The organism is Nocardia sp. NPDC005825 (assembly GCF_040630175.1).
GTDB lineage: Bacteria > Actinomycetota > Actinomycetes > Mycobacteriales > Mycobacteriaceae > Nocardia.
Map to the genome: position 1 here is coordinate 14,974 of NZ_JBEXXC010000003.1, position 26,206 is coordinate 41,179.

Consider the following 26,206-nt stretch of genomic DNA (forward strand, 5'->3'; position numbering starts at 1 on the left):
TCAGCCTTTGCTAGGGAGGGATTGCCGGTCCGCGACAGCCGGTCGAGCGGAGGGGCGGGGAGCGAAATTCGCGATCAGGTCGGACAATTCGAAGGGCTTCTCCTCGGGGATCAGCGAGCCCGAGTCGGGGATCCACGCCAGCCGGGAGTCGGCGAAGTCCGAGGCCAGGCGCTCGGCGTGAGCGTGGGGGAACACCCGGTCCGGCTTGGACCACACCACCAGCACCGGGCCGGTGAATTCGTGCAGTCGCCGCGACACCGCCTCGACCTCGGCGCCGTCGAGTGCACGCAGCATCCGGCGCAGATCCGCGTAGATATCGTCGTTCACGAGCGCGGGCAGCGCCCACGAATCGGAGGTAGCCGGCTCCACGGGTCGTCGCGTCAGTCCGCCGTAGGACACGGGCAGCCGCCGCATGGCGCGCAAACGCAGCGGGCCGAGCACGAACAGGCGAGCCGCCGGGGCGTAGGCGACCGCCGCGAGGATCGGCCGGAACGCGCGCGGCGGAGCGTTGTCGTACGCACCGCCCGCGGTCAGCACCAGCCGACCCGCCAGGTCGGGGCGCGAGATCGCGAGCAACTGGGCCAGCGGTGTACCGCCGTCGTTGCCGATCACGGTGGCGCCACGCACGTCGAGCTCGTCGAGCGCCTCGGCCACCAGCCGGGACAGACCGCCGAAGGACAGGTCGGCGGCCGGCATCGGAATGGCGTGTGAGCCGAAGGGCAGGTCCAGCACGATGCACCGGTACCGGCTCGACAGCGCGCCGATCACCTTGCGCCAGACGTTGGCGTTCGTCAGCGGGCCGTGCAGGAACACCAGCGGCGCTCCCGCACCGACGTCGAAATATGCCAGCCGTCCGCTCGACAGCCGAAGTTCGTGTCGCACACCGAGATTGCGGTGCCGCCACCAGGCACGGGAGTTATCGGACATGAGCCACTCCTGGGTGGGTCGTGGTGATGAACCGGGTGACCAGGTCGGCGACCCGGTCGGGCCGGTCCTCCGGCGACAGGGTGTAGGAATCCTCGATCCACTCCAGTCGCGCGTGCGGGAAGTCACGGGCCAGCCGCCGGGCATTGGCGGGCGGGCAGAAGCGGTCCTCGCGCGACCAGGCCAGCAGCACCGGCCGATCGAAGTCGCGGAACCGCTCGGCGGCGGCCAGCGTGTGCCGGGACCGGAGTCCGACCAGCACCCGCGCCAGATCCTTGCGCACTCCTCGATCCAGAATCGACGGCAGCACATAGGAATCCGAGACGGGAGCCGCGAGCGGACGGCGAGTGAGCCAGCCCTGCGCGATCGGCAGCCGGCGCAAGGCCCGCAGGCGCAACGGCGCCAGGACCGGCAGCAGACCACCCGGCACGGCCGCGGCCGCTTTCAGGAAGCCGAACGCCGGCGGCGGGAAGTCGGCGTACGCGTCGCTGGAGGTCAGGGCCAAGCGCCCCACCAGGTCCGGACGTTCGGCGACGACCAATTGCGCCACCGCACCGCCGGTGTCGTTGGCGAGCAGGGTCGCGCCGCCCAGACCCAGCGTCTCCAGAGCCGTGATGACCAGCCGCGCGATTCCGGGCGCGGACAGATCCGTGTCCGGTACCGCGCTGTCGTGTGAGCCGAACGGCAGATCCAATGTCACGCAACGGAACTGCTTCGCCAGCCGGGGCACCACCTGCCGCCACAGGTTGGCGTTGACCATGGCGCCGTGCACGAGCACGATCGGTTCACCCGAGCCCCGCTCGAAATAGCGGACCGCGCCCCCGGCGATCCGCACGCCGCCCGGCGCACCCAGATCCGGATGACGCCAACCCTTCTCGTATCGTTCGCCGGTCACGGTGCTCACCTGGCCTGCTTCCGGCCGAACTGCCGGTACAACGAGGCCTGCGCGTCCTTGATCACGGTCGCGGGCGTGTTGTGCGGGCGGCTCATCGCCTTGACCATGGAGATCGCCGCGGGCAGACCCATCAGTCGGCGCGGGTTGTATTCGTGGCGCAGCATCAGGGTGAGGTTGTCGCGGCGGCGCGGAGAGGCGCTGATGTACCGGAACAACTCCACGTCGATGGAGTTCGTCGGCAGACCCAGGCCGATGGATCGTGAGAAGTAGTACATGGGCCGCGCCTCGGCGTCGCGGTCCTTCCACCAGCGCTGTGTGGCGCGGTCGATGGTGCGCGGGCTGCCCCATTCGGGCAGCAGCCGCCGGGTCAGCATCCGGACCTGACGCAGCGCGTCGGAGATGCCTTGGCCGGTGATGACATCCTTGAAATGCCCGGAGTCGCCGACCAATACCCAGCCCGGACCGGCCGCCTCACGGAAGTAGCCGTTCATGCGCCGGACCTGTCGTACGTCCCCGACCTGCTCCGCGCCGGCCATCAGGCCGCGCAGGGTGGGGATGATGCGTTGCGCGTTCTCCTCGAAGACCGCCTTGTCGCGGTAGTCGCGGGTGTCGTCGCGCGGGGGCTGGGCGACCACCAGGGTCAGCCCGTCGTCGCAGGGCACCATGAAGTAGATGTCCCGGCCGTCGCGCACCAACTGGAATTCCGGTGGCACGGGCAGATTGCGGTAGTAGCGCCAGATCGCGTCACGATCGTTGACCGTGGTCGCGTATTTGGCCGCATCGACCAGCTTGGCGATCGTCGAGTTCCGTCCGTCGGCGCCGACGACCAGCGGCGCCCAGATCCGGGTCTCGGCCCCGTCCGGACCGGTGGCCACCACGCCGCTGACGCGGCCGTTGCGTTCGGTGAGCAGCTTGCCGACCGTCATTCCGGTCCGCACCTCCACGCCGACCTCTTCGACCCGCTTGCGCAGCATCTCGTCGAGCCCGGCCCGGCGCACGCACATCCGCGGCCATTGCGGGTGATGGACCGACATGTCGACGCCGTCCATGACCGTCCGGGTGGAATGCAGTGGGGGCGCGCCGAATTTGTGCAATTCGTGCAGCAGGCCCAGCTCGTCCCAGAGCCGCAGATCCTGCAGATAGTGGGTGGACAGCACGTCGGTCTCGCGCTCGCCGCGATCCAGCAGCGCGACCCGCTTACCGGCCTGGGCGAAGCGAATGGCCAACGCACAGCCGGCGATTCGCGCTCCGACGATGACGATGTCGGCGGTTTCCTCGCGGGGTCGGGACACGACTTCCGGCGTCGCCGCGGGCGCGGCGACGGCCTTGCGCCGGGTCGAGGGCCGCGCCTTCGCCTTCTCGACCGTGGGCGAGGCCTCGGCCGTCGTGGTGTTCTGGGTGGTCTCGCTCATGAGCGGGCAGCCTCTTTCGTCCGCAGGGTCTGCGTGGATGGGGTCGGCGGCGCGGTCGACGCCCCGGTGCGGATGTCGTGCCAGTCGGCGATGTCGAGCATGCGCAGGTACAGCCGGGTACCTGTCTCGAGCGCGGGCCTGGGCAGCCCGAACCGGCGGGGCCGCGTCCACGGCAGCGCGGAATCGGTACGGCCGCCGAGGAATCCGCCGAATCGCCACGCCGAATCGACGGCCAGCGACAGGCCGTGGCCGCACCACGCGCCCGCGTAGAAGACCCCGGGTCGCCCGGGTAGTTCGGAGACCACCGGAAGCCGGTCCTGGGTGCTTCCGGCCCGCGCGGTCCAGCGCGCCACCACGTCGATATCCCGCAGCGCCGGGAACCGGGCCGCCATCTCGAGCAGCAAGCGGTCGTGAACGGCATCGGCACTGCGGGCGTCGGGAACCGGATCACCGGTCGGCACCAGCACCGGGCCACCGCCGAAGACGAGCCGGCGGTCGGCCGTCATGCGGTAGTAGTTGAAATAGTTGCGCTGGTCGATGATTCCGCCGCGCCCGTTCCAACCCAGCCGCGCCGCCTGCTCGTCGGTCAGCGGGGCCGTGGCCAGCAGGTGGGCCCGGATCGGGACCACCGAACGCGGGAACGGATTGAGCGGCCCGGCGTACCCGTCCAGGGCCATCAGCACCCGGTCGGCGGTGATGTCGGCGCCCGCGGTCGACACCGTCGTGGTGCCACCGCGTGCGGTGCGCATCTCCAGAACCCGGCTGTACTCGTGGATCTCGACCCCGAGCCCGCGCACCACGGCGGCCAGTCCGACCAGCAGCCGGTACGGGTCCACCAGCAGCACGTTGTCGTAGGAGAATCCGGCGACATAGCCCGGTCCGGCCCGCTCGACCAACTCCTGCGGGTCGAGCCAGTCGACCCGGCGACCGAGCTGCTCGAGATGCGAGAGATGAGTGGCCATCCGGTCGCGCTGCCGGGCGGTGATGGCCGCCAGGGTGTGCGGTTCCTCGCGGGCATCGCAGTCGATGCCCTCGGCCTTGATCAATTCGCGCAGCAGATCCACACCGTGCTGCGACGCGTCGAACGCCGCCCGCGCCAGTTGATCGCCATAGGTCTTGCGTAGCAAGGGAATCGACATCTTCAGGCCGGGACCGACGATGCCGGTGCTGGCGCCGGTCGCCCCGGCCCCGATCCGGCCCGCCTCCAGGACGGTGATCTTCAGCTCGGGGCGCGCCTTGGCGGCGTAGTAGGCGGTGGCGAGCCCGGCGAGCCCGCCCCCGACGATGACGAGGTCGGCCCGTCCGGACCCACTCAGACGTGGTGCGTCGGGAACATAGTCGCTCAGCTGCACCCAGATCGGCGCCGTGTCCAGGCACCGGGTTGCGTCTACCATTGTTGTTTCCTTCAGAGCGAATTCGTCGCCCGCGCCAGACACCAGATGTCTCGCAGGCGAATGCGGCGGGGAAATGCGATGTATTCGGGCGTCACCTGATGCGGCCGCCATTTGAGCTTGAACGCGAGCTGGCTCTTGGCCGGATACAGGGCGGCGCCGCGTTCTCCGATCAGGGCCAGCGCCCGGCCCAGCAGGCCGCTGGATCCCGGCAGTTCGTGCGCGGGGTCCAAGCCGACGAAGGGAGTGAGCCCCAGGTGCAACCACCGGGCGCCGCCCTCCCCCAGCGTCGTAGCCGCGTCGGCGAAGATGTGCTCGATGACGCCGGGCGGCGCGTCGGGGGTACGGCGGGTCAGGTCGTAGAGCCATCCGGCCTGCTCGCCGAACACCGGCGAGTAGGAGATGTAGGCGACCACCCGGCCGCCCTGCTCCGCGACGAACAATCGCCGTTGATCCTGAACAGGGCCGCCGCGCTCACCGATCATCAACTCGAGCTGTTTGACGTGGCGGCCCTTGTTGCGCAGCCAGAGGGCGTCGATCTCGTCGAGCTGGGCGGCGAAGGCCGGATCGGCCAGCCGCTCCGGAGTCGCCTCACCGACCGTCACGCCTTCACGGCGCGAGCGGGCGATCATATTGCGGGTCTTGACGAACTTCTGACCGCGCAGGCTGAACGCCGTGAGATCGATGCTGTACGAACAGCCGAACTGATTCACCACCCAGCCGCTCGCCGCTGCCCGGCCGGCGTCTTCGCGGTCCCATTGCACCGCGATGATCCGCTTTCCGGCCGCGGCGGCGGCCGCCGCGAACGCCTCGTCCAGAGCCGCACGGTCCCCCGGGGCGGCACACGCCCCGGTGAACTGCACCCAGTAGCGGCGTCCCACCGGCCGGTAGGCGATGAGCCCCGGCCGGTCCGCGACGGTGAAGTACCGGTTTCCCGCGTTGAGCGCGAGGAATACCGAGGAACTCTGGCCCAGTTCACGGACCACGGCCAGGACGTCGCGTTGCGTCCGAGCGTGTTCGGCCGCCGGTGTGACGGTCACGGCAGCCCCGCCGGAGTCACTTCACGGATCTCACCGAACAGCCCGGCCAGGATCAAGGCGATATTGTCGCGCAGCGCCGCCTCGGCCACCGGGTCGAGAATGTCGGCGAGAGTGGGGATTCCGAGGTCGAAGCGAGCCTCGAAGCCCACCTCGCTGCCCTCGGCGGCCGCACCGACCCGCCACCGACCGTCGAAGACTTCGAAATCGCCTTCCAACTGCTTGAATTCGATCTCGCCCTGCTCCGGGCTGAGCAGATCGTGCTCGGTCCAGCGCAGCAGGCCCTTGCGGAACTTGACCGTCCAGGACGAGACGACCCCCGCGCCCTCGCCCGGCTGCAGGGCGACGGCCACCACGGCATCGGTCAGGCTCGGGTAGCTCTCGAAGTCGCTGATCCGGTCGAAGGCCGCGGCCGGGTCGATACCGGGGGCGATGAAGGACAGGTTGACGTTGCGCATTATCGATTTCCTTCTTCTGACACCCATACGGACAGGGTTTCGGCCAGGGATTCGGCGAATGTGACTGTGAAGAAGTCCAATTCGTCGTCGGACAGCACGGCCGGCGGCGTGAGCCGCAGCACCGTAGGCGAATTCAGCGAGTGATTGACCAGCACACCGCGCTCGACCAGGTTCAGGTACAGCTCGCCCACCAGCCCGGGCTCGTCGAACTCGATGCCGATCAGCAGGCCCTTGCCGCGCACCTCGATGCGATGGCTCCCGGAGTAGGGCGCGACCGCGGCGCGCACCGCTCCCAACAGCCGCTCTCCCAGCTCGGCCGCCCGCTCCACCAGCGCCTCGTCCCGCATGACGGTGATCGCGGCCCGAGCGGCGGCGCAGGCGATCGGCGAGGCGGCGAAGGTGGAGGAATGCAGGTACGGGTCCTTCGCGAAGGGCTGATAGATCTCGGTGCTCGACACCATGGCCGCGATCGGCACGACGCCGCCGGAAAGGCCCTTGCCCACCAGCAGAATGTCGGGCACCACCCGCTCTTCGTCGATGCCCCACCAGCTTCCGAGGCGGCCCAGACCGGTCTGGATCTCGTCGACGATCAGCAGCGCGTCGTGACGACGGCACAGTTCCGCGGCCGCGGCCAGGTATCCCACGGGCGGCAGGATGACCCCGCCCTCGCCCTGCACCGGTTCCACGATGAAGACCCCGCGCCCGGCCACCCTTGCCAGCGCGGTCTCCAGTTCCGCCAGATCCCCGAAAGGCACCACGCTGACATCGGGCAGGAGCGGTTCGAAAGGATCCTGATAGATCCGGCGCGCGGTCACGCTCAGGGCGCCGAGCGTCTTGCCGTGAAACCCGTTGCGGGTGGTGACGACAGCCGTCTTGCCGTGCGCCCGAGCCAGTTTCAGCGCCGCCTCGGTGGCCTCGGCCCCCGAGTTGACGAAATGCACCAGATCCAGGCCGGGCGGCGTGACCGACGCCAGCTCGGCCGCGGCCAGCACCCCGGCGGGTTCGAAGAAGACGCGGGTCGACATCGGGTGGGTATCGATCTGCCGGTGGACCGCCGCGACCACCTCCGGGTGGCGGTGGCCGAGCAGATACACCCCGTGGCCGCCGAAATTCAGATACCGCCGCCCGTCGTGGACGATGACCCAGGCGCCCTCGGAGACCGTCTCCTGCATACCGCCCAGCAGCCGGCCCAGCGACGCCCGGCCGCTGCCCTGGTGCGCCCGGCACAGCTCCTCGATGCCGGTGTGGGCCCGCGCGGTGGCGGTCATGCGACCCGCCCCCTGCCCGCATCGGGCGCCAGGCCCTTCACCTGGGCCCAGTAGTACATGGAGTTGTAGAGCGCGCGGTGCAGCGCGCTCTTGGTGGCGCGAGCCGCGAATCCCAACTCCGGCAACGAATTCGGCAGCGGCTCCGCGGTCTGGAACAGCCACGAGAACTCCAGCAGATCCCGGAACTTGGCGGCCAGCTTCGGCGGCAGCGAGTCCTCCAGCAGCGGAATGATCAGGCGGTCCACGGCCTCGGTCGGGATCAGCCTGGGTTCCTTGATCGCGAGGCCCAGATCACCGGCCAGCCCCATGCAGAAGTCCATGATGTCGCGGGCACACAATGCCTGATCGCCCGCGGTGAGCCAGTATTCGCCCGAGGTGATGTTCTCGCGCAGCATCTTGCCGATCACGCCGGACACCAGATCCTGCGGAATGAAATCGATCAACGCGTCCGACGGCATGGGGATCATCGGTGCGGCGCCGCGCACGATCGCGCCGAGCACCGCGTGGATGCCCTGGAACTGGGCCATCCGGCCGTCGGCCGAATCGCCGGTGATGATCGAGGGCCGCAGGATCACGCTGGCGGCCGGATGCGATCGCACCAGCTCCTCGGCCTCGATCTTGGACTGCACGTAGGCGCCCGCGCCCGGCGAATGCCCATTGGCCGCCGGCGGATTCGCCACGAAGGCGGTGCTGAGGAAGTACAGCGGGGCCTGCGCCTGCTCGGCCAGACGCAGCAGCGCGGTCGGGCCGCCCAGATTGATCTCGCGAATCCGGGCGGGGTCCTCCTTCCAGCTGGTCGCGGCCGCGGCGTGCACGATCGCGTCGACCCGCTTGGCCAGCAGCGAGTAATCGCCCTGGGACATGCCCAAACGCGGCTCGGCGAAGGATCCGCCGAATTCACTCACCCGGACGTCCGCGACCGGCGTGCGGTTTCGCATGCACACGATGTCGAAATCGGGAGACAGCTCGTCGATCAGCGCCCGGCCGACGACTCCGGAGGCCCCGGTGAGCAGGATGGTCTTCTTACGCCACGTCATAATCTTTTCTTCCTCAAGCGATTTCGAGCGGATGTCCGGCGAAGTAGCGCGTCAGCGGCGCCGCCATACGGCCCCGCGACGGGGGGTGGAAGCCGAGCCCGTGCACGGCGGCGCTCAGATACCCGATGTCGTTCGCGGTCATGAATTTCAGTCCGCCGAGCAATTCGGCGGCCTTGGGCATCACCTCGGCGATGACGTCCTGAACGGCGTAGCGAACCAGCAGGGTGTCCACCAGCAGGGCGGGATCGGTCTGCGCATCCGGAATCTGGCGAGCGACGTTCTCGATCGCGGCCATGGCCGCCTCGCTGCGCGAAAGCAAGTGCAGTCGTTCCGATTCCGCGGATCGGCCGGCCTCGACCACCTGCTCCACCAGGGCGCTCGCGGCACCGAGATACGAAGCCGACATGAGCAATTCGAACCACACGAAGCCGGCCGTCTGGACGGCGTCGAGCCGGCCCTGCTCGGTGACCTCGGTGAGCACCACCAGGTCGTCGGGCACCAGCACGTCGTCGATGGTCACCTCGTCGCTCTCGGCGCCGGCCAGCGCGAAGCTGGACCAGAACGGCGTGACGGTGACACCCGGATCCCGGGCCGGAATGAGCGCCACCGCCAGGCGATCGCCGTTTCCGTCGGGGGCCGGCAGCCGCAGGCTCGCGGTCATCAGGTCCATGGACCTGGCCAGACTGCACGGACGCTTGGTGCCGCTGACCCGGACGCCCTCCGGTGTCACGGTGGAGCTCATGGTCGGAGCCAGAATGCGACCGTCCGGCCGTCCCTCCGCGAAACCCGAGGCCACCAGCATGTTGCCCTTGGCGATCGCCTCGAGCAGCAACCATTCCTTGCCGCCGGCTTCGGCCAGCAGCACCAGGCTCGACACCGAGAAGTGATGCATGGTGGAGGCGATCGCCAACGACGGCGATCGGGCTCCCAGAGCACGCTGGACCCGCACCGCGTCCAACGCGGTCGCCCCTTTGCCCTGGTAGTCGACCGGAATCACCAGGCCAGGACCACCGGCCTCCTTCAGCAGCGAAATACCCTGCGCACCAGCGCTTTCCAGTTCACTCAAAGGAATATCGGACAACACATCGTCGAGTCCGGGGAAAAACCGTTCCAAGACCGCACGTTCGCGCGCAAGAAATCGCACCTTGCACCCTTTCTAGAATAAAACTACGCGAGATTTGAATTCAGACTCGGGCGCGGCCGAAGGCCTGATCGAAAGCATCGAATTCGGGATGCTTCACCGGCTCGAAAGAGATTCCGAAAGGCTTCATCGTATTTCCGAACAATGCACGGTCGCCACAGAGATGGATCGGCAGGGCGAGGAGCGCCCATTCCGGGCCGAAAACCAGCGACCACACTGCCGCGATCGCGCCGGCGGTGAGGAAGCTGTGCATCACGTTGTAGGCGACGTAATAGCCCTTCGAAATCCTGTGATCGCGATTCCGCCGATACGCGATCGCGCCGGGGATGTAGCCGATCAGGTCGATGACCAGGAACAACCCGATGAAGGCGGGCCAGCTGATCGCGTCGAGGTGGAGGATGGCCACGACCGCGACAGCGGTCAGGCCCAGTGCCCACTCGGCGCGTGCGACGGCATGGGTGGTCTTGGTCTCGAATCTGTTCACATTGTCCATTGCAGGTTCCCTGTCCCTGAAATCGGCACGGCCGATCAACCCTCGTGTCAGCTGCAGATCAGCACACGATGGCAATTGATTGCTATTTCGCCTGTCCGCAAACAGAATGCTGCGGATTTGTCGTACGATTCGCTTTCAGCGACTCTTACGTAGCGTTGATGAGCTGCCGAAGCAGCAGAATTCCCTGCGATGTCACGATGCACCCCTGCTCGCTTACCGACTCTCGGTCGGTCACAATCTGACTGAATCTGATCATGCGGCAGTACGGGTCGGACGTCAAGCCGAAATGGATAAGTTTCAAATATTCCCGAATCGGCCCGATCGGCCGAAAAACGTTCCGCGCCAACGCATTCAGCTCACAGCTGACATGACTACGCGGAGAGAATCGATGCGCTATATACGGCGCTGCCGATCGAGGGCATGCCAAAGCGCCGGTACTCGAAAAGCACCGGTGACGGACTATTTGCCGGCGGGCACCAGGAAATGCTCGGCGACACGGCGAATCTTGTCCTCGACGACCTGGTCACCGAGGCGCATGGAGGTGTTCGCCGTCCGCAGTACGGCGTCCATCTGGAACGCGGCGAGATCCGTGTCCAGCGGCGCGATTTCGCCCCGCTCCACGGCGCAGGCCAATTCCGCGGACAACGCGTCCACCCATTCCTGCTGATACTGCGCGAGTTTGTCACGCAATACACCGGGCCGGCTGTCGTAGACGGCGAGATTGGCCGCCTGGAAACAGCCGCCCGCGAACAAGGGCTGCTCGGCGTACGTGATCCACCGCTCGATCAATTCGCGAAAGCGTTCCACGCCACGCGATTTCGTATTCGCCGGGCGGACCACGAAGTCGATGAACATGCGGCGGGCATGCTCGATGGTGGCCAGCTGCAGGGCTTCCTTGGTCCGGAAGAGCGTCTGGATACCGGCCTTGCTGAGCCCCACTTCGGCGGCGAGCCGCCCGAAGCTCAACGCCTCGAGATTGTCGAGCGACGCCATGTCCACGGCGTGAGCGAGAACGATCTGCCTGGTCCGAGCGCCGCGCAGCAGTCGCTTGTCGGTGATCTCACCGACAGCATCCGATGCCGTGGCAGCCACGGCCGGCGTCGTCGAACTAGACATACATCCGATCGTACGTTACCCGCCCCGCAGCCCGGAGCGGTCCCGGGTAACGATCTACGACACAGCCTCCGCCTTGAACGCCAGTTCGCGTACCAGGATCGTCGACAGGATCGCCTGACCCGAGGTAGAGAAGTGAATCTTGTCCTCGCTCAACAGATTCGGGCGATCGTTGAGCGGATGATCCTCGGAGTCGGCCAGCACCGCGTCGAACTCGGCGGCCAGCTTCCGGGTGAGGTCGTTGAGCCGGGTGAGCCGCTCGGACCAGTCCGGGAAGACGGGAATCACGAAGGCCCGTCCGAGGGTGAACACCGCGAGCTGGGCGCCGGTACCGGCCGCGAACCGATACATCTCCCGCAGACCCGCCTCGATCTGTTCCCAGTCGGGATTGCGCCGCACGATGTCGTTCGCCCCGCTGTTCACATGCAGCAGGTCGGGCTTGAAGTCGAGGATTCGCTGCCCTTGCTCCTCGAGCGACTGCGCGGTGGTGGCGCCGATCCGCGCGGTATTGAGGTAGGCCAGATCCGGATTCACCATGCGGAGCACCCGTTCGACCCGCGCGGGCCAGCCCAGGTTCTCGTAACCGGGCGTCTGATCACCCGCACCGACCGAGAGACTGTCCCCGAACACCGCGTAGCGACGCCACGGAGCACCGAACAGCAGGGCGGCGAGGTCGGTCGGAGCCAGGACGTGAGGGTCGGTTTCCTCGGTGAGAGGCTGCGCTATCGTCGTCATGAACTAAGCATACGGTCGACCATCTACATTCTCAACAGATACGGAGATGTCGCCTACGGATCCGGAAAAGACCTGGCCACAGCCCACGCGAAGCCGGTAGCAGGGCAGCGACGAAGGCCCGCCCGGCAGGATTGCGCCGGGCGGGCCTGTCTTCGACAGACGGTCAGTGCGGTTGCGCGGCAGCCTGTTTCGGCAGGCCGTACACGACCGCGAAAGAAGCCGCGGTGAGGGCGATCGCCACCCCGGTGACGGCGCGGATGGCGGTCACCGCAACCGCCGGTCCGTCGCCGAGCGCGAAGCCGCTGAAGAACACCGTGCCGAGAATGGCCACGCCGAGGGCCGCCGCGCCCTGCTGGAAGGATTCCAGCAGCCCCGAGGCCGAACCGATTTCGTGATCATCGAGCTCGCCGACGATGATTCCGAACAGCGGCACGAAGATCATGCCCATCCCGAGCCCGTACGCGAGCAGGGCCGGGGCCAGGGCGAGCGCGCTCGGCATTGCGGCTCCGCTGAACTCGCAGAACAGCGCGATCAGGCCGAGCAGCATCCCGGCCAGGCCCAGGTGCAGCACCTTGCGGCCGAGCTTCGGAGCCAGGCCCGCGCTCACTCCGGACCCGAGGAACGCGCCGATTGCCCAGGGCGCCATGGTCATACTGGCCCGCAGCGCGCTGAAGCCCAGACCCATTTGCAGGAACAGCCCGACCGCGAGCGAGAATCCGCCGACGCCGCCGAAGAACACGGTGATGAAGCCGATGCCGGAGGTGTAGGAACGCTTGGCGAACACGCTGGTCTCGATGAGCGCGGCCCGCCCGGCGCGGGAGCGGCGCACCTGATCCAGGGTGAACAGTCCGAGTACCGGAATCGACGCGATCGCCATGGCGACCATCCAGCTGGGCCACCCGGCAGCGCGCCCTTCGACCAGCGGGTACAGCAGCATGCCCAGACCGGCGCCGGCCACGATCGCACCGCGCAGGTCCAAGGTCAGACCCGGCAGCGGGGCGGCGGCGGGCAGGATCCACGCACCCAACGCCAGCGCCACCACGCCCAGCGGCAGGTTCATCAGGAAGATGGCACGCCACCCGCTGCCGAGCAGGTCGGCGTCGATGAGCAGTCCCGCCACGATCGGTCCGGCGATGGTCGCGACTCCGATCAACGGCCCGAAAGCCGCATAGGCCTTACCGAATTCGCGCCCGAACAGATCACGGATGAGCCCGAAGCACTGCGGCACCATGACCGCCGCGAACAAGCCCTGCACCACCCGTCCGGCCAGCAGCAGTTCGATGGACCCGGCGGCCCCGCACAGCAGCGACGCGATCAGGAATCCGGTGAGCCCGATCATGAGCACCCGCTTGCGCCCGTACATGTCGCCGAGCCGCCCGCCGGTCAGCAGCCCGATCGCCATGGCCAGGGTGTATCCCGCGCTGAGCCACTGCACGGTCGCCACCGACCCGCCGAGCTCACCGCGGATGGCGGGCGCGGCCACGTTCACGATGGTGGCGTCCAGCAGATTCAGCAGGGTCGCGGCCAGGATGGCGAGCAGCCCCCACCACCGCCGCGGCAGCGGTCCAGCGGAATCAGTTGTGGTCGTGGAGGTTTCGAGGGGCGGATGGTCGACCGTGACGGTCATGACTGTCTCCTGACGCCGATTGCCTGATCAGAACGGAATGATCTGTTCCATTCCAGTGAAGCAGAGGGCACCGACCGGATCAAGTACGAAATTGAATTGGAATAGAACATTCCGTTCTGCTACTGTCGCCGCATGCGACCGCCCCGGGTCGCTGATCCGAAGGGAAGAACCCATGTACCTCGTCGTCGGCGCCACCGCTCACTTCGGCCGCCAGGCCGTGGACGCCCTGCTGACCGCGGGCCTGCCGGCACGGGCTCTGACCCGCCGCCCCGAGACCGCCGGGCTGCCCGCGGCCGCACAGGTGATCGCAGGCGACCTCACCTCCGAAGACGCTCTGGCCGAGGCGGTTTCAGGCGTCCAGGCCATCTTCCTGGTGCTCCCCTACGGCATGGAGGTCGCTCCCCTGCTGGCCGCCGCCCGTCGCGCCGGAGTGCGGCGCATCGTCTTCCTGTCTTCGGGCGCGGTGGTCGACGGCGCGCAGGCCCAGCCCGACGTGATCGCCCGGTACCACCGCGACGTCGAAGCCGCGATCGAGGCGTCCGGCATCGAATGGACGTTCCTGCGCCTGCTGTTCCCGGCCATCAACTCCCTGACCTTCGCCATGCAGCTGGCCGGCGGCGACGTCATCCGCGCCGCCTACGGCCAGGCCGCGGCGTCGGTCGTCCACGAGAACGATGTGGCCGAGGTGGCCGCCGCGGTGCTGCCCGGCGGCCACGCCGGAAAGACCTACGACCTGACCGGCCCGCAGTCCCTCACCCAGACCGAGCAGGTCGAGATCCTGGCCGCGGCCCTGAACCGTCCCCTCACCTTCGAGGAACTCGACGACGTCCCGGTACGCGCCCAGATGGCCCAGTTCATGGACCCGGCCTTCATCAACGCCCTGTTCGACCTGATGGCCGAAACCATCGGCAAGCCCGCCCCACTCAACACCGTCATCGAAGACCTCACCGGCCACGCTCCCCGCACCTACGCCGACTGGGCAGCCGACCATCTCGCCGACTTCTCCTGAGCGACACGCGCAGCGACGCGCGGTGCGATGCGGTGAAAATCGCATCTCGGGTTCCTTGATGGCAAGGTGCTCGATCACGGCGCCCTGGTGAATGCACCGGCGTCGCTGCGCTTGCGGATGTCGGCCGTGCCGATCCGGCGATCGCGTGATCGATCGTCATCGCACCGCCGATCTCGATGCACGCAGGAATCACTCGATGCACATGCAGGAATCAACAGTGAGGAGGGCTAGTGACGAGCAAGGTGGTTCAGCGGGCCGGCATGGTCGGCAGGCTGGGTTTCGCGGGTGTGGTGGCCGGTGTGTTGGTTCTGGAACAGCACGCCGTCGCGCACGCCGCCGAGACGACCACGTTCCAACTCCCGCTGCTGGAGGTATCCCAATCATGGGGTGTCCCAGCATCATTCACGATCTTCCTGACGGCGACCGTCGGCGACGAACCCGGAGTCACCACCTTCGGTGTCGCCAACCCGCCGCCGTTCGACGGCAAGCACCCGCTCGATTCGCCCGCCCGGATCTGGTGGGCGAACCTGTCGACCGGAGCGGCGGGCATCGTCGACATGGACGTTCGCGAAACCGCGGAGCAGCCCTGCGACTGCGCCCCGGTCCCGGTGTCGGTGAACACCGGACCAGGCCGGATCGCCGCGATCGTGACCGCCGGCGGCGTCGCCGCCAACGTGTCCTCGGGACTCGGAACGTTCACCACTCCTTGAGCCCCAGGTGAGGGGCACATAAGCCGGAACCCGGAACACCGGACCGGCCCCACGGAGTAGCGTGCGGTCAATGAGCGCATGCGAGGTTTGCGGGAACGAATACGCCATGCCGATCGTCGTCGAAGCTCAGGGAGTACGGCACGTCTTCGACTGCTTCGAATGTGCGATCCACCGCATGGCACCCATCTGCGAGCACTGCAACTGCAAGATCATCGGACACGGCGTGGAGTCCGAGGGCAGATTCTTCTGCTGCGTGCACTGCGCCGTGTCCGAGGGTGCCATAGGCCTGGTCGACCACATCTGAGAACAGGCAGTCCGGATGCCGAACGCCCCAGCGGCGCTTCGGCATTCCGGACTGCGCACCGGCGTGGTGGGTAAGGCCGACAACCGATCTACCGGTCTCGGCGCAGGTCACGCCCCGGTCCCGGGTCTCGCTCGGGGCCCGTGATCACGGTGTTATCCAGCGCGTAGCGGCGGACTCGCTTCGCTCGTGCGGCGAGGTCCGCATATTGGTCTTCGAATCTACGCATATCGCCGATCCCCAGCGGCCAAGCTGATCAAAGACAGCCGCCAGATATAGCCTGCTCGTTCTCCGATCCAGCGTGATACATCGAGCCGAGATAGCCACGCGCAGAAGCGAATACAAGATCTCGCTTACTCCCCAAAGTTTATTCGCGGAGGGGCGCTGTTCTGGATTGAAACCTCTCCAGAAACGACAAAAACCCCTGTTCAGAGGGGCTTGTGGGGCGGGCGGGGCTCGAACCCGCGACCAATGGATTATGAGATCAAAGGAGCTCAACACTGTTCTGAGCTGCAAAAACGGTGGTCGGTGACAAGCTTAGTCACAAAATACATTGGTTGTCGGAGCCTAAGGTCGCTAGCCGATTAACCGGACTTCTTACGATACTCGGCGATCTTGCTCCGCACTCGCCGTCGAGCGTCTGTGCTCACCGGACCGGTCTACGCGCCCAGCCGAGTGGCGACATTGTGCTTGTTCGACCGCAAACCGCGACGGATAGGTCAACCGGCGCATTGGAGTAGAACGAGTTCGAACGGCGAACAACCCGCTGACCTGGGTCCTGCTGTTCTTCGCCGACGAGATCGCCTACTACTGGTTCCACCGGACCCACCACACGATCCGGATGTTCTGGGCCCCCATGCGGTGCATCATTCGAGTCAGCGCTACAACCTGTCCACCGCGCTGCGGCAGACCTGGACCCCGTTCACCTCGCTCCCGCACTGGATGCCGTTGGCGCTGTTGGGTTTCCCGCCCTGGATGATCCTGCTGCAGCAAGTCGGTGAGCCTGGTCTACCAGTTCTTCGTCCACACAGAGCGGGTCGGAAAACTTTGGCGCCCGGTGGAATTCGTCATGAACACACCGTCGCACCACCGCGCGCACCACGGCTCCAACGCGCAGTACCTGGACAAGAACTACGGCGGCATCCCGATCGTGTGGGACCGGCTGTTCGGCACCTTCGAACCCGAGGGCGACCGAGTGGTCTACGGCCTCACCAAGAACATCGACACCTACAACCCGCTGCGGGTGGCGACCCACGAATTCGCCTCCGTCGCACGCGATCTGCGCGCCGCCCGCACCTGGCGGGCGGCGTTCGGCTACCTCTTCCGGGGTCCGGGCTGGGCCCCTGCGGAGTAGCCGCGCGGGGTCAGCCGTCGTACGCGACGTGCGGAGTCCAGGACTCCGCCGGTCGCGTCGCCGCCTGCCACATCGCTTCGGCGATGGGCGGCGGCGAGAAGGGGCCGGTCTCCGCCAGCATCCCGTTGATCTGCACTGCCACCGCACGGATCCCGTCCGGTGCCAGCGTCGCGTCGAGACTGGTCACCAGATTCCGCACGGCGGCCTTCTGCACACCCAGCGAGGCCGCGCGATGCCACGACTTGTCCGCGGCCGCGCTACCGGTAACCAGCACCCGGGAGCCGGCGCGCTGGAACGGCCGAGCGGCCTGTACCGCGGGCAGCAGCGCCCCGACGCCCAACATGACGTCGTCGAGCAGTTCGGCGGCGGTCAGCTGCAGCGGGTCCTTTTCCCGCCACGCGCTGGGGTTGAAGTGCAGCACATCGATGCGGCCGAAGCATTCACCGACCGTCGTCACCACGCGGGCCACGTCGGCGGGGTCCATGAGGTCGATCGCAAAACCCGCTGCCGTGTAACCCTCACCGGTCAACTGCGCGGCCAGGCCCGATGCTCGGTCTCGATGCTGGGTGGTGAGTACTGGACGGTAGCCCTCGCGGGCGAAGCGGCGGGCGATGCTGGCACCGAGGCCGGGGCCGGCGCCGATGACGAGATGAACGGGAGTTTGCACGCTCCCAGCATAAGCATAGAGGTCAACTGATGTATTGGTTGACTGGTTACACCAGTTGACTTAGCCTGGCCGAGTGGACATCGACCCTCACCCCGGCCCGGAGGCGACAGCGACCGGACGATCCGCCGATCCGGCGACCCGCTCCGATCGGCTCATCCAAGTCCAATTAGCAATTGCGGCAGTCGCATTCGCAGTCATCGGACTGAACGGACTACTGAACCCGACCACGGTGGCAGCCGGGATCGGCCTCCAGATCATGGCGACCGCTGGGTTCGACGAAGTCCGCGCCAACTACGGCGGCCTCCAGTTGGCGATCGCCGCGATCCTCGTGATCGGCCTTGTTCGAGCTCCCGCCCGGCGCCCGGCGCTGGCCGTGGTCACTGCCGTGTGTGCGGGACTAGCCTTCGGGCGGCTGGTCAGCATCGCAGTCGACGGGCTACCGCCAGCGAACATGGTGGGGCTACTGGTCATCGAAGCCACCACGGTCGCCTCCGGTGCCAACCTCTGGTACCGCTCCACCCGGAAGTGAAATGCCGCTGTCGCTCAAGCGCCCAGATGCGGGCCACAGCACCGAGATGAATCGCTCGACGATCAATTCCCCCTCCCATGGCTGTAAGGCGTTGGGCAGGTTGTCGATAACGGTCACCGCGGAGCCGCCGGCCACCGTCGGATCTCCGCCACTACGGGCAGCAGGGACGAAAGGACGGGTCATCCAGGCCCGCCAGGTCGCGTTGCGTGACCAGGTCGACGAGGTCGGCCGGTCTGCCGGCGGAGGCCTGGGCATTCGCCGGGGCTGTGAAATCTTGTGGAAGGACAACAGTCGACCATGACCACCTCCGTCACCGGCCGCTCGTCGGCGCACGCACTCCCTGACCCACTGACCAGGGCCAAGGCCAGCTTCGCGAGCGGTCGCACCCGCGACCTCGCCTGGCGGCAGCGGCAACTCGACGGAATCATCGAGCTGTGCCGGGAGCGTGAAGACGAGATCGCGGCCGCGCTCGCCCTGGACCTCGGCCGGGCGCCCGCCGAAGCCTGGATCGGCGACATCGTGACCACCGTGGAGGAGGCCGAGTACGCGCGTCGTCATGTCCGTTCGTGGATGAAGCGCCGTCGACAGCGCATTCCGGTGGCTCAGCTACCCGGACGGGCATGGATCCAGTACGAACCGCTCGGTGTCGTGCTGATCATCTCCGCCTGGAATTTCCCGGTGTATCTGGCGCTGGGACCGCTGGTCGCGGCCGTGGCGGCCGGTAACTGCGCGGTGATCAAACCCTCCGAGCTCGCCCCGGCGACCTCGAATCTGCTGGCCCGGCTGGTCCCTCTCTACCTGGACCCCGATGCAGTGCTCGTCGTCGAGGGCGGCGCCGAAACCAGCCAGGACCTACTGGCCCGCGCGGTCGACCACGTCCTGTTCACCGGCAGCACCGCGGTCGGGCGCCGGATCATGGCCGCTGCGGCACCGACTCTCACCCCGGTCACTCTCGAACTCGGCGGCAAGAGCCCCGTGATCGTCACGGCCGACGCCGATCTCGGTGTGGCAGCGCGACGGATCACTTGGGGCCGCATGCTCAACTCCGGGCAGGCCTGTGTCGCCCCGGACTACGTCCTGGCCGAAGAATCGATCAAAACCGAACTGGTTCGACGGATCGCCCAGTACATGTCGGAGTTCCGCGCCGACAGCACGCCGGGCATGCCGATCGTCGATCAACGCCAATTCGACCGCCTCGCAGACTATCTCGCTACCACCAGCGGCGAGATCGCCTGCGGGGGGCGCACTGACCGTGACGCCTTCACGATCGAGCCCACAGTCATCGTCGACCCGCACCCCGACGACGCTGTAATGACCGAGGAGATCTTCGGCCCGATTCTGCCGGTCCTGGGCGTCGACTCACTCGACGCGGCCCTCTCTTTCATCAACGCCCGCCCCAAGCCGCTGGCCATGTACGGGTTCACCCGATCACGCGAGACCGGCCGCCGCATCATCGACGGTGCCGCCGCCGGCAGCACCGTGCTCAACCACGTCGCCGTGCAACTGCTGGTGCCGCAACTGCCCTTCGGCGGTGTCGGTGCCAGCGGAATGGGCGCCTACCACGGCGAGTGGGGATTCCAGACCCTGAGCCACCGTAAAGCCGTCCTCTCCAAGTCCGTGAAACCCGATCTCTCACTGATGTATCCGCCCTACAGCGATTCGGCACTCCGGATTCTGCGTCGCATCCTGTGACCACCACCCACCCCGCAACACTGAGCCGAGCCGAGATCACGCTCGGACTCCGCCCATTCGGGCGCTCTCTGGGGCGGCATCACCTGTTGGCAGACAAAGACTTGAGGAACCGATGAATGAATCACGCTCGTATCCGGCACCGGCAGAACTGGCTGCGAACGCGAATGTGAAGGCCGACGCGTTCGATGCCGCGAGGGCCGACCGCCTGGGCTTCTGGGCAGAGCAGGCCGAGCGGCTGACCTGGGTGACGAAGTGGGACCAGGTCCTCGACTGGTCCAACGCGCCGTTCGCGAAGTGGTTCTCCGGAGGCACCATCAACGCGGCCTACAACTGCGTCGACCGCCATGTCGAGGCCGGCAAAGGTGACAAGGTCGCGATCCATTGGGTCGGCGAACCTGTCACAGGAAGCCCGGGTGAGCACACTCGTGACATCACCTATGGTCAGCTCCAGGACGAGGTGTGCCAGGCCGCCAACGCCCTGGCCGCACTCGGCGTCACCAAAGGTGACGGGGTCGCGATCCACATGCCGATGATCCCGGAGGCCATCGTCACAATGTTGGCCTGCGCCCGGATCGGCGCCCCGCACACCGTGGTGTTCGGCGGATTCTCCGCGGATGCGCTGGCGAGCAGGATCCAGGACTGCGGTGCCAAGCTCGTGGTGACCGCGGACGGAGGCTACCGCCGAGGTTCGGCGGCCGCGCTGAAGCCGACCGTCGACGGAGCCCTGGCCCGGCTCGGCAGCGCCAGTCCCGTGGACTGTGTCCTGGTGGTTCGCCGCACCGGCCAGGATGTGCCCTTCGACGACGACATCGACGTGTGGTGGCACGAGACCGTCGGCGGCGCCTCCACGGTCCATACTCCGGAGGCGTTCGATGCCGAGCATCCGCTCTTCGTCATGTACACCTCCGGCACCACCGGAAATCCCAAGGGCATCCTGCACACGACCGGCGGCTATCTGACCGGCGCTTCCTACACCCATCACGCGGTGTTCGATCTCGAGCCCGATACCGACGTCTACTGGTGCACCGCCGACATCGGCTGGATCACCGGCCACTCGTACATCGTGTACGGTCCGCTCGCGAACGGGGCCACCCAGGTGCTCTACGAAGGCACGCCGGATTCGCCCGATCCGGGCCGCTGGTGGAAGATCATCGAGGACTACAAGGTCACGATCCTCTACACCGCACCTACCGCTATCCGGTCGTTCATGAAGCAAGGCCGCGAATTCCCCGACAACTACGACCTGACCTCGTTGCGGATTCTCGGCTCCGTGGGAGAGCCGATCAACCCCGAGGCCTACGTCTGGTACCACGAGGTCATCGGCGGCGGCCGCGCCCCCGTGGTCGACACCTGGTGGCAGACCGAGACCGGTGCGGTCATGATCTCTCCATTACCGGGTATGACCGCAGGCAAGCCCGGCTCGGCCATGACCGCGATCCCCGGCATCGAGGCCGACGTTGTCGACGACGACGGCCGCCCGGTCCCGAACGGGTCCAGCGGATACCTCGTCGTCACCTCCCCGTGGCCCTCGATGCTGCGCACCGTCTTGGGCGACGACGATCGCTACGTCGACACCTACTGGTCGCGGTTCGAACCGCAGGGTTACTACTTCGCGGGTGACGGGGCAAAGAAGGACGACGACGGCGACATCTGGGTTCTGGGCCGGGTCGACGACGTCATGAACGTTTCGGGACACCGCCTCTCCACAGCGGAGATCGAGTCGGCCCTCGTCTCCCATCCCAAGGTCGCCGAGTCCGCCGTGGTCGGCGCCACCGACGCCGTCACCGGCCAGGCGGTCGTCGCCTACGTCATCCTGCGCGACTCGGCCTTCGACGAAGTCGGGGACAACGGCGTGGACGACGCGGAACTGGTACGGGAGCTCTCCGACCACGTGCGCACGAAGATCGGGCCGATCGCCAAACCACGGCAGATCTTGATCGTCGAGGGGCTCCCCAAAACTCGCTCTGGGAAGATCGTGCGCCGCCTGCTGCGCGATATCGCCGAAGGCCGCGACGTCGGCGACACCCAGACACTCGCCGACCCGTCCGTCATGGACTCGATCGTCTCCGTCCACGCCGGCGACGTGGCCTAGCTGTTGCGGGTCGTGACGTTGGTGACGCGGGTGTGGGTGGGGTGAGCTGAGGGGCGGTTCTTTCGGCGGCAGGATGTGAAGCGCCAAATCACACAGCCGCCTTCGGACCGAAAGAACCACTGTGTCTCACCGTAGTGCCCCACTGACCGTCGAGGGCCGGCACCGGCTCGTGCACCGCTGCCAGAACCGCCCGATCGCCCATGTCGCCGCGGAAATGGGTATCCCGCGGCAATGTGCGTCCAAGTGGGTCAACCGATTCCGCCGCCACGGTGAGCTCGGTCTGCTGGATCGGTGCGCCCCGCATCGGTCACCCGACCGCGATCGGGGCGGGAGTGGCGGCCCTGATCGAGGTGTTGCGGCGGACCCGTAAATGGTCCGCTCGCCGGATCACCCTCGAACTGGCCGCCGAAGGAAGCCGGATATCGGTCCTGACCGTCGGCCAGCACCTGGCCCGGCTCGGGCTGAACCGGCGCCGGTTCCTGGACCCGGGCGGCGAGGTGAACCGGTCCCCGCAGCGCATCATCGCCCGCCGGCCCGGGTATATGGTGCATGTCGACATCAAGAAGGTCGGGCACATCCCCGACGGCGGCGGCTGACGGATCCACGGTCGCGGATCGGCCCAGCACAAGGCCACACGCGCAGCCAACCGGCGGCCCCGGCCCGGGTACGTGTTCCTGCACTCGGCGGTCGACGGATTCTCGGGGCTGGCCTACACCGAAGCCCTGCCGGACGAGAAGGCTGTCACTGCAATCGCTTTCGTGTTCCGGGCGCGGGCGTTCCTCGCCGCGCACGGCATCACCAGGATCGAGCTGATCGTCACCGACAACGGCGCCTGCTACAAGGCGAAGGATTTCGCGAAAGTGCTACTCGGAGTCCGGCATCAGCGGGTCACTCCGTACTCGCCGCGGCAACGGGAAAGTGGAGCGCTACAACCGGATCCTGGCCGAGGAATTCCTCTACGCCCGTGAATGGACCTCGGATCTGCAGCGCCGGCAGGCGTGCAGATCCGGAACGTCCACTACAACTACCATCGACGCCAATCGGCCACCAGCCAGCCACCTACATGCTGGCGTCACCAACGTCCAGGCCTCACACACCTAGGTTGTGCCCACAATTCGGCATGACGGTGCATTGTTCGGATCAGCTGGATTTCGGATTGGTGTGGAATGTGATGCCGACGCGGAGGGCGCCAGCGGCTTGGTGGAGCGCGTCGCGAGCACGTTGGGAGGTGCCGGTGGCGTTGATCAGTCCGTGGGTCATGTCGGTGTGGCGGTGCAGCGCTACCGGCACGCCGGCGGCGGCGAGTTTGTGTGCGTACGCTTCGCCTTCGTCGCGCAGGATGTCGAAGCCTGCGGTTGCGATGTAGGCGGGTGGCATGCCGCGCAGGTCCTCGGTGAGCCGGGGCGAGACTCGTGGATCGTGGTCGAGGGCGGGGTCGGTGAGGTATTGCTCGCGGAACCATCGCATGTGGGTGGTGGTGAGAAATGGGATCGTGCCGAAGAGCCGGTAGGAATCGTGCTCGGTGGAGAGGTCTGTGACCGGCATGAACAGCAGTTGGAATGCGGGGACCGGGGTCGGGGTGGTGCGGGCGGCGAGGGTGGTTTGCTGCGCGACGACGGCCGCGAGGTTGCCGCCGGCGCTCTCGCCACCGACCGCGATCGCGGCCGGGTCGATGTCGTATAGGTCGGAATGCGCTGCCACATGGTCGAATGCGGCGATCGAGTCCGACACCCCCGCCGGGAACGGGTGCTCGGGTGCGAGGCGGTAGTCGATGGAGATGACGGTCAGTGCCGCGTGATGGGCCAGGAATCGAGCCACCGAGTCGGTGTCGAGGTCGCCCAGTGTCCAGCCGCCGCCGTGGTAGTACACCAGTGCTGGGGTGCGGCCGAGGAGACCGGCGGGCCGGTACAGACGCGCCGCAATCTCGCCGTCGGGTCCGGGAATCGTGATGTCGCGGATGTTTTCGATCGGCAGGCGGTCTCCGTGGATGCGCGCGTCGGTGGACAGCCGGGCGCGGATTCGAGAGATCGGCTGACGGTCGAGGTCCTCGCTCGAGACGGCTCGCAGCAGTCGTGCGCCCAGCTGGGCGTCAACATCGAGTTGTTGGCCGTCAATACGCGTCGGTGTGCCTGCGAAGCAGCGCTTCACGCTCGGCGGCAGCGCGGCGAGCCGCCGCACCATGAAACGAGTGACGTTTTCGGTGGAGTGGTGGAGACGATTCGGCATTGCTCTCTCATTGTCGAAATCGATAGGCGGGTGGAAGGCTCGGTGCCGATTGCATCGCTCGGCGCTACGCCGCCGCGGCGAGAGTATCGGGTTCGGTGAGTACCGCGTGCGGCCATTGGGCGCGACCCGAGCGGTAGATCAGTACGTTGACCGCTACGGCGACCGCGGTGATCGCGACGATGACCAGCAGCGCCCCGGCGAATCCGGGCGCGGTGTCGAAGGAGGCGACCAAGGCGCGCTGGGTGTAGGTCATCGGCGCGATCGGATGCAGCCACCGCAGCGGAGCGGGCAGCGTCTGCACCATCCAGACACCGCCGTAGGCAAAGATTTGAAGCATCAGTGCCGCAAGTGATCCCAATGAGCCCGCGACGTAACCCAGGCCGGTGAACAACAGCGAGACGAGCGCGGTGTTCATGATCGTCGCGACCGACACCGCGGCGATCACGTGCGGCAGCGAGGCCACAGTCGGGGCGGGAGAAAGCACGTGCCAGATGGCCACCGCGAGCAGCCCGGTAACGATCAGGCTGTACGCCCCGGCGGCGATGGTGCGGCGCACCGCGACGCCCAAGGCTGGCAGTGGCTCGTCCGCGGCAACGAAGCGATGGGCTCGCAGGCACATCAGCACCACGATCGGAACCAGGGCCGTGACCAGGATCAGCAGTAGTGGTGCCGCGCCGGGGCCTCCGAACTGGGCCGGCGCGAGATTGCGCTGTTGGCTGTTCACCGGCGTCGACAGCAGATGGGCCAGACTGTCGCGGTGGTTGGCGTCGCTCAGGTCGGGCACCTGTCGGGTGCCGGAGGCCAGCCCGTCGGCGAGTTGTCCGGAACCGTCGTCAGCGGCATGCGCTCCCTGCTGTAGCAGTACCGCGCCCGCTGCGAGTTGTCCGATGCCTGTATCAAGATCCCGCAGGCCCGCAGCCAGTTTCGCCGCACCCGCGTCCACCTGGACGCCTCCTGCGACGAGCTGGTCCACGCCGCTGCGGTATGCCGCGTGCGGGTCCGTGAGCTGATCGGCGACCTGATGGCTGCCCGCCTGCAGCTGTCGTAGCCCATCGAGTAGCTGGGTGATCTGATCCAGTGCGCCCGGCGGCAGCTGGCCGGCGAGGTCGCCGAGGGCCTGCTGGAGTTTGTCGACGTTCACCGTGGCGACCAGTCGATCGATGCCGGACGCGACTTGCTTCGCGCCGTCGCCGAGTTGACCAGTGCCGGTTTGCAATCCGTTCAGGCCGGTAGCGAGTGCGGCGGTCCCGGCCGCGAGTTGAGCGCCCCCGGTGGCGGCCGCGGAGGCACCTGGTGCGAGTTGTTCGCGGATGCCGGTGACGAGTGTGTCGGTGCCGGTGGCCAATTCGGTGAGGCCGTTGTGCAGTTGATCGGATCCTTGTGCGGCCGAACGGATGCCACCGCCGAGACCGTCGAGCCCTGTCAGCAAGGTCGCGACGGTCTTGGTCGCGACACCTTCCAGGACCGCGGCATCGATCACCGACATGGCGCGCGCCCCGATGTTGGAGGCCATGACCGTGGTGCGGTCGTTGTAGACCACCGAGATCAGCGCCGGTGCCATCGATGTGGTGCCGAGGCCGGCCAGGGTGCGGCTGAAGTCGGCGGGGATCTCGACGACGAAGTAGTAGCGGCCCGAGGCCAGGCCCGCCAGCGCGGCGTCGTGGTCGACGGTGTGGAAGTCGAGGGCGTGGGAGGCCAGCAGGCTGTTGGTCACGTCGTTTCCCACGGTGAGGGTGGTCGAACCCTGTTGTGCGGGTTGGTCGAGGTTGACCAGTGCCACCGGCAGCCGATCGAGGGAGCGGGTGGGATCCCAGCCCGCCCACATGTACAGCGCGAGGGTCACCAGCGGCGCGGTGACCGCCACGGCCAGGAACAGTCGCGCGGCGCGCGTGCGATGCCATCGGGAGATCGGCGCGCGGCGGGTCTGTGGCGCCGGGGCGTGGAACAGGAGAGCAGAACGGCGGATCGTTCGGGGTATTCGAGCGGACGTCATTGGTGCGCTTTCGGATCGATCGTGTGGTTCAGGGCAAGGTGACGCGTGAGCGACCACTCATCGGCGGGGAATGTGACTCACGCGACACTCGGGGTACGGATC

At 67.3% G+C, this 26,206-nt stretch carries 23 protein-coding genes and 1 pseudogene; 8 read left to right on the top strand and 16 right to left on the bottom strand.

Going from position 1 to position 26,206, the window contains the following annotated elements; translation table 11 throughout:
• The 13 genes from ABZ382_RS08875 to ABZ382_RS08935 all read right to left on the bottom strand — a co-directional run bounded on the left by ABZ382_RS08875 (nucleotide 1) and on the right by ABZ382_RS08935 (nucleotide 13,531).
• On the bottom strand, nucleotides 1-927 hold the full coding sequence (locus tag ABZ382_RS08875) for an alpha/beta fold hydrolase (protein ID WP_357085995.1): 927 nt from the start codon (nucleotides 925-927) through the stop codon (nucleotides 1-3).
• Nucleotides 917-1,819, bottom strand: a complete 903-nt coding sequence (locus ABZ382_RS08880) for an alpha/beta hydrolase (RefSeq protein ID WP_357085997.1) — start codon at nucleotides 1,817-1,819, stop codon at nucleotides 917-919. The genes ABZ382_RS08875 and ABZ382_RS08880 overlap by 11 nt, the downstream gene beginning before the upstream one ends.
• Nucleotides 1,820-1,824: 5 nt before the next feature.
• Nucleotides 1,825-3,231 (bottom strand): NAD(P)/FAD-dependent oxidoreductase, encoded by a 1,407-nt coding sequence (locus ABZ382_RS08885; RefSeq protein WP_357085999.1) that lies wholly within the window; start codon nucleotides 3,229-3,231, stop codon nucleotides 1,825-1,827.
• Nucleotides 3,228-4,625 carry an FAD-binding oxidoreductase gene (locus ABZ382_RS08890; protein ID WP_357086002.1) on the bottom strand — a complete coding sequence of 466 codons (1,398 nt, stop codon included), beginning with the start codon at nucleotides 4,623-4,625 and terminating at the stop codon, nucleotides 3,228-3,230. Before ABZ382_RS08890 ends, ABZ382_RS08885 begins: the two co-directional genes overlap by 4 nt.
• Before the next feature lie 11 nt (nucleotides 4,626-4,636).
• Entirely contained in the window at nucleotides 4,637-5,662 is a 1,026-nt protein-coding gene (locus ABZ382_RS08895; protein WP_357086005.1) for a DUF2156 domain-containing protein, read from the bottom strand.
• On the bottom strand, nucleotides 5,659-6,117 hold the full coding sequence (locus tag ABZ382_RS08900) for an SRPBCC family protein (RefSeq protein ID WP_357086008.1): 459 nt from the start codon (nucleotides 6,115-6,117) through the stop codon (nucleotides 5,659-5,661). Before ABZ382_RS08900 ends, ABZ382_RS08895 begins: the two co-directional genes overlap by 4 nt.
• Nucleotides 6,117-7,385: an aminotransferase class III-fold pyridoxal phosphate-dependent enzyme gene (locus ABZ382_RS08905; protein ID WP_357086011.1), complete on the bottom strand. Its 1,269-nt coding sequence runs from the start codon at nucleotides 7,383-7,385 to the stop codon at nucleotides 6,117-6,119. Before ABZ382_RS08905 ends, ABZ382_RS08900 begins: the two co-directional genes overlap by 1 nt.
• The gene (locus tag ABZ382_RS08910; protein ID WP_357086014.1) at nucleotides 7,382-8,422 is read right to left on the bottom strand and encodes an SDR family oxidoreductase; all 1,041 of its coding nucleotides are present in this window, start codon (nucleotides 8,420-8,422) and stop codon (nucleotides 7,382-7,384) included. The genes ABZ382_RS08905 and ABZ382_RS08910 overlap by 4 nt, the downstream gene beginning before the upstream one ends.
• Nucleotides 8,423-8,435: 13 nt before the next feature.
• A complete protein-coding gene (locus ABZ382_RS08915; protein WP_357086017.1) occupies nucleotides 8,436-9,488 on the bottom strand; it encodes an acyl-CoA dehydrogenase family protein in 1,053 nt (350 codons plus the stop codon).
• A 118-nt stretch (nucleotides 9,489-9,606) separates the two neighbouring features.
• Entirely contained in the window at nucleotides 9,607-10,056 is a 450-nt protein-coding gene (locus tag ABZ382_RS08920) for a hypothetical protein (protein WP_357086019.1), read from the bottom strand.
• 459 nt (nucleotides 10,057-10,515) lie between these two features.
• Nucleotides 10,516-11,172, bottom strand: a complete 657-nt coding sequence (locus tag ABZ382_RS08925; protein ID WP_357086022.1) for a TetR/AcrR family transcriptional regulator — start codon at nucleotides 11,170-11,172, stop codon at nucleotides 10,516-10,518.
• Between the two features lie 54 nt (nucleotides 11,173-11,226).
• The gene (locus ABZ382_RS08930; RefSeq protein ID WP_357086025.1) at nucleotides 11,227-11,904 is read right to left on the bottom strand and encodes an SGNH/GDSL hydrolase family protein; all 678 of its coding nucleotides are present in this window, start codon (nucleotides 11,902-11,904) and stop codon (nucleotides 11,227-11,229) included.
• A gap of 163 nt (nucleotides 11,905-12,067) precedes the next feature.
• Nucleotides 12,068-13,531, bottom strand: a complete 1,464-nt coding sequence (locus ABZ382_RS08935) for an MFS transporter (protein ID WP_357086028.1) — start codon at nucleotides 13,529-13,531, stop codon at nucleotides 12,068-12,070.
• A gap of 172 nt (nucleotides 13,532-13,703) precedes the next feature.
• Here ABZ382_RS08935 and ABZ382_RS08940 point away from each other — a divergent pair, with 172 nt between their 5' ends.
• From ABZ382_RS08940 to ABZ382_RS08955, 4 genes are all read left to right on the top strand, one after another.
• Nucleotides 13,704-14,540, top strand: a complete 837-nt coding sequence (locus tag ABZ382_RS08940; RefSeq protein WP_357086031.1) for an NAD(P)H-binding protein — start codon at nucleotides 13,704-13,706, stop codon at nucleotides 14,538-14,540.
• Between the two features lie 230 nt (nucleotides 14,541-14,770).
• Nucleotides 14,771-15,250 (top strand): hypothetical protein, encoded by a 480-nt coding sequence (locus ABZ382_RS08945; RefSeq protein WP_357086033.1) that lies wholly within the window; start codon nucleotides 14,771-14,773, stop codon nucleotides 15,248-15,250.
• A 70-nt stretch (nucleotides 15,251-15,320) separates the two neighbouring features.
• Nucleotides 15,321-15,554 carry a hypothetical protein gene (locus ABZ382_RS08950; protein ID WP_357086035.1) on the top strand — a complete coding sequence of 78 codons (234 nt, stop codon included), beginning with the start codon at nucleotides 15,321-15,323 and terminating at the stop codon, nucleotides 15,552-15,554.
• Nucleotides 15,555-16,548: 994 nt separating this feature from the next.
• Nucleotides 16,549-16,905, top strand: a complete 357-nt coding sequence (locus ABZ382_RS08955) for a sterol desaturase family protein (protein ID WP_357086038.1) — start codon at nucleotides 16,549-16,551, stop codon at nucleotides 16,903-16,905.
• 10 nt (nucleotides 16,906-16,915) lie between these two features.
• Here the strand turns inward: ABZ382_RS08955 and ABZ382_RS08960 are convergent, their stop codons facing one another.
• Nucleotides 16,916-17,572, bottom strand: coding sequence for an SDR family NAD(P)-dependent oxidoreductase (locus ABZ382_RS08960; RefSeq protein ID WP_357086041.1), 657 nt, complete (start codon nucleotides 17,570-17,572; stop codon nucleotides 16,916-16,918).
• A gap of 73 nt (nucleotides 17,573-17,645) precedes the next feature.
• On the opposite strand from ABZ382_RS08960, the gene ABZ382_RS08965 reads away from it, so the two are divergent.
• The 4 genes and pseudogenes from ABZ382_RS08965 (at nucleotide 17,646) to ABZ382_RS08980 (ending at nucleotide 22,986) form a co-directional block, all read left to right on the top strand.
• On the top strand, nucleotides 17,646-18,101 hold the full coding sequence (locus ABZ382_RS08965) for a DUF4345 domain-containing protein (RefSeq protein WP_357086043.1): 456 nt from the start codon (nucleotides 17,646-17,648) through the stop codon (nucleotides 18,099-18,101).
• Nucleotides 18,102-18,398: 297 nt separating this feature from the next.
• Complete coding sequence (locus tag ABZ382_RS08970) at nucleotides 18,399-19,793, top strand: aldehyde dehydrogenase family protein (RefSeq protein WP_357086046.1); 1,395 nt, start codon at nucleotides 18,399-18,401, stop codon at nucleotides 19,791-19,793.
• A 112-nt stretch (nucleotides 19,794-19,905) separates the two neighbouring features.
• Nucleotides 19,906-21,885 carry an acetate--CoA ligase gene (gene acs / locus ABZ382_RS08975; protein WP_357086049.1) on the top strand — a complete coding sequence of 660 codons (1,980 nt, stop codon included), beginning with the start codon at nucleotides 19,906-19,908 and terminating at the stop codon, nucleotides 21,883-21,885.
• A 121-nt stretch (nucleotides 21,886-22,006) separates the two neighbouring features.
• A pseudogene (locus tag ABZ382_RS08980) lies at nucleotides 22,007-22,986 on the top strand (IS481 family transposase).
• Between the two features lie 39 nt (nucleotides 22,987-23,025).
• Here ABZ382_RS08980 and ABZ382_RS08985 read toward each other — a convergent pair.
• Both ABZ382_RS08985 and ABZ382_RS08990 read right to left on the bottom strand, forming a co-directional pair.
• A complete protein-coding gene (locus ABZ382_RS08985; RefSeq protein WP_357086052.1) occupies nucleotides 23,026-24,111 on the bottom strand; it encodes an alpha/beta hydrolase in 1,086 nt (361 codons plus the stop codon).
• Between the two features lie 64 nt (nucleotides 24,112-24,175).
• On the bottom strand, nucleotides 24,176-26,104 hold the full coding sequence (locus ABZ382_RS08990; RefSeq protein WP_357086054.1) for a YhgE/Pip family protein: 1,929 nt from the start codon (nucleotides 26,102-26,104) through the stop codon (nucleotides 24,176-24,178).
• Between the last annotated feature and the right edge of the window lie 102 nt (nucleotides 26,105-26,206).